A 3,849-nucleotide genomic window follows, 5' to 3' on the forward strand; every position below is an offset into this window, starting at 1 on the left:
TTCCCATCCCCCTCTGCCCTGCCGGGCATCTCCCCCTCAAAGGGGGGAGATCGGATGTCGCGAAGGCTTTCGCCAGTCTCAGACGCTGCAGAAAAGGCGGCATGGCCAAAACTGCCGATGTCCCCCCTTGAGGGGGAGATGGCCGGCAGGCCAGGGGGTGCCTGGGCTCGACCTCTCCAATCGATGCAGCAACCATGACCGATTATAAAACCCTGATCGACGCCGAGACCTGGGCCTTCATCGAGAAGACCAACGCCTACTACCCGCCGGATGCGATCGACTACACGGTTGCCCAGCAGCGCGCGATCTATGACCGCATGTGCCGGGAATTCTTTGCCGGCTATCCGCAAGGCGTGACGGTCGAGACCACAGCCATCCCGGCGCCCGCGCAAGACATCCCGATCCGCCTCTATCGCAACGCAAAACCGCTCACGGTGGCGATGGTGCTCTACGTCCATGGCGGCGGCTTCATCCTCGGCGGGCTGGACAGCCATGACGATGTCTGCGCCGAGCTCTGCGCCCGCACCGGCTTCGAGGTGGTTTCGGTCGACTACCGGCTGGCGCCTGAGCATCTGCATCCGGCCGCCTTCGACGATGTCATGGCCGCCTTCGAATGGGCGACCGCCACTTACGACCGTCCCGTCCTGCTCTGCGGCGACAGCGCCGGCGGCAACCTTTGCGCCGCCGTCAGCCACGCGACGCGCGGCCATGTCAAAAAGCCGGTCGGCCAGGTCCTGGTCTATCCGGGCCTCGGCGGCGACCGTTCGACGGGGTCCTATTCCGCGCATGCCGAGGCGCCGATGCTGACGGTGCGCGACCTCGATTTCTACATGGACATCCGCACCGGCGGCGAGAATCGCACCGGCGACATCACCTTGTCGCCGCTCGCCGACGCCAATTTCGCCTACCTGCCGCCGACCGTGCTGATCACCGCCGAATGCGACCCGCTGTCTTCCGACGGCGAGGCCTATCGCGACCGCGTCGTCGCGGCCGGCGGACATGCATACTGGTTCGAGGAACCGGGACTTGTGCATGGCTACCTGAGGGCCCGGCACACGGTCGGCCGGGCGCGCGCCAGCTTCACCCGCATCGTCGAGGCCGCAACGGCGCTCGGCAAGGGCGACTGGATCTGGTGACGCACTCCGGCGACGGGTTGTCCCAGTTCGCCGCCTTTCTCCCATGAACCTTTCCGCGTCAGCCCACGACTGACGCTCAGGCGCCGCATGGTGCGGCCCGGGAAAGGAAACCCAATGACCAGAAACCCAGAGGCTCCACGGTCTCCGGGAACAACAGAAGCTCGGCGCGACCACCGTCTTCGGGACGGGGTCGATGCGCCGGGCTTTCCGCTGATTCCGTTGACCCTGCGTAAGAGCCGGCGTATCGTGAACATGAGGAAAGCAGACAATTCGATCAGGGAAGAACGTGCCGGAACGCCGCGCCTTGCCCTGATTCGCGCGGTAATGCCGGATGGTTCTTCCATAGACTTCGGGGGGAGTTCTATGTCCTGCGACCAAGGCGCTCTTGCGCACGCTCGTGCCGGCCGTTTGCGCCGCGCGGCAAAGGCAACCAGCGGATTTCTTGCTCTTGCGCTCAGCGCCAGCCTGTGGCTCGGCAGCCCCGCCAGCGCGCAGGAAACCCAGATCATCTATCCTGGCTCGATGGCGGTGACCGGCTTCCCCGGCACCGTCATCCCCAATTTCGACTCTTCCGATTCCGAAGAGGGGGGCCTTCCGCCCGGGGTCGATCCGGTCGACGAAACCTTCATCGACACCAGCCGCGCGTCCTTGCGCGTCTTCGACGTCTCGCATCTCGGCGGCCCGGCCTCGGGCCAACTCGTCTACACGCCGCCGCCCTTCGAGGTGACGGCCGGCCAGATCGGCGAGGTCTTCGGCCTCACCTATGACGACGGCGTGCGTGATGGCGTGCCGTCGGGCATCCCGAACCTCTATGCCGCAGCGACCTCGCTGCACGGCATCGAGACCGTCACGCCCGACGCCGACGATGACGGACGGCCCGAGCGAGAGCGCCGCGGCGCTGCCGGTGCTGCCTTCATGGAGGGCCAGTTCGGCACCGAGAATGGCGGCGGGCCGGGCACGATCTGGAAGATCGACGGCATTACCGGCGCCGTTTCGAAATTCGCCGATATCGACACCAACAGCGGGCCCGGCATCGGCAACCTTTCCTTCGACCCCATCCATCGCCAGTTCTTCGCCTCCGATCTCGACACTGGCCTGATCCATCGCATCGACGCCAACGGCATGCTGATCGACACGTTCGACCATGGCGTCGCCGGACGCCCGGCGCACGGGCTCGACCCGGTCGCCGACGACGGCGCCGTCATGGACATCCAGGGCGCCGCCTTCGACAGCGAAGACCCCGACACATGGGGCTATACCCAGGACGAGCGCCGCGTCTGGGCGGTCGCCTATCACGGCGGCCGGGTCTACTATACGGTCGGCGAAAAGGCGGAGGTCTGGTCGGTGGGCATTGCCCGCGACGGCCGCTTCGCCGGCGATCCGCGCTGGGAGCTGACGGTCAAGGCCGACAAGGACTACGCCGTCACCGGCATCGCTTTCGACAACAAGGGCTTCATGTATCTGGCCCAGCGCGGCCCGGTGGAAAACCGCTACGATTACAGCCGCTTCGCCGATTCCGGCAAGGGCGAGGTCATCCGCTACTGGCGCGAGAATCCCGACGATCCGGCGACGGAATCGGTCTGGGTGGAAGTGCCGCAGGAATATGCGATCGGCTTCCCGCAAGGCAACCGCCAGTCGGCCGGTGGCGTCGATCTGCAATATGGCTATGACGCCGAGGGCAATCTCGACACCAGTGTCTGCACCGACACGCTGGTCAACACCGGCGACAGGTTGCGTGACAATCCGGCGCTTGCCGAGCAGCTCGCCGCTGGCGGGCCTTTTGCCGTGCATGGCGTCCAGTTCACGCCGACCCCGCTGGTCAAGCCGGCCAACCTGCCGCCCTTCGGCTCCTGGTTCGTCGACTTCGACAGCTATTTCGAGGACCCGGAAGTGGAAGGCCATGTCGGCGACGTCAGGGTCTGGCGTCCCTGCGAGGGCCGTGCCGGCTACTATGAGGAAATTCCTGGCGGTTACCTGCCGCCATTCTATCCGCCGGACTTCCCACCGCCCGGCAATCTGCCTCCCTGTCTCGATGTCGAGGATGTCCAGTACTTCTGCACGCCCTCGGGCCTCGAGGCCGATCTCTATCTCCATGACCATGCCGGCTTCGGCGGCGATTCGATCAAGGCTCTGTCCAAGACGCCAGGCGTCGGGGTGACCTCACCCATGTCGCATGCGCCGGGCACGCCATACACGATCGGCATCACCGGCCATTATCCGGGCGACACGGTCGATGTCGGGCTCTGCTTCTACAGGCAGTCAGACCGCGACAAGGGCGGCTACTACCCTTGCTGCAAAATGACCCTGCCGCTCAGAACCCCTGCCGTCAGCTGCGAACCGTGAGGGAGGGAAAGATGACCATTTCCGCGCTTTCCCCGCTTGCTCCCAGCAGCAGCAAACCCACCGTCATGGAGACGATCATGAAACCCCTGTCATATGCCAGGCGCGGCGCGCGCCGGCTGATGGCGGCCGGTATCGCGGTCGCCATGCTGCCGGCATTGCCGGCCTTCGCCGAGGACCCCATCCCGGCCAAGATCGTCGAGGCCGCAGGCCCGGAACCCAGGCTTGAGCTCGACAATCCCCGTGTCGTCAATCCCGAGCCGGGGCGCATCGTGCCGTTCTTCACCAAGAAGGGCGGCCAGAGAAGCTGCGACTACGTCTTCTACACCTTGACGTTCGGCCTGCGCGGCAATGCGCAAGCCTTTGCCAATCC

Annotated in this window: 3 protein-coding genes; all 3 read left to right on the forward strand. The window is 65.6% G+C overall.

The features are described from left to right. Positions 1–194 precede the first annotated feature (194 nt). A complete protein-coding gene (locus tag EN742_RS27425) occupies positions 195–1,136 on the forward strand; it encodes an alpha/beta hydrolase (protein WP_127421617.1) in 942 nt (313 codons plus the stop codon). Positions 1,137–1,499: 363 nt separating this feature from the next. Then, positions 1,500–3,479: a hypothetical protein gene (locus EN742_RS27430; protein WP_128333495.1), complete on the forward strand. Its 1,980-nt coding sequence runs from the start codon at positions 1,500–1,502 to the stop codon at positions 3,477–3,479. 77 nt (positions 3,480–3,556) lie between these two features. Continuing rightward, positions 3,557–3,849, forward strand: a 293-nt coding sequence (locus EN742_RS27435) for a hypothetical protein (protein ID WP_148670293.1), incomplete at its 3' end; no start/stop codon positions are given.

It is taken from the genome of Mesorhizobium sp. M4A.F.Ca.ET.020.02.1.1 (genome assembly GCF_004022645.1).
GTDB lineage: Bacteria > Pseudomonadota > Alphaproteobacteria > Rhizobiales > Rhizobiaceae > Mesorhizobium.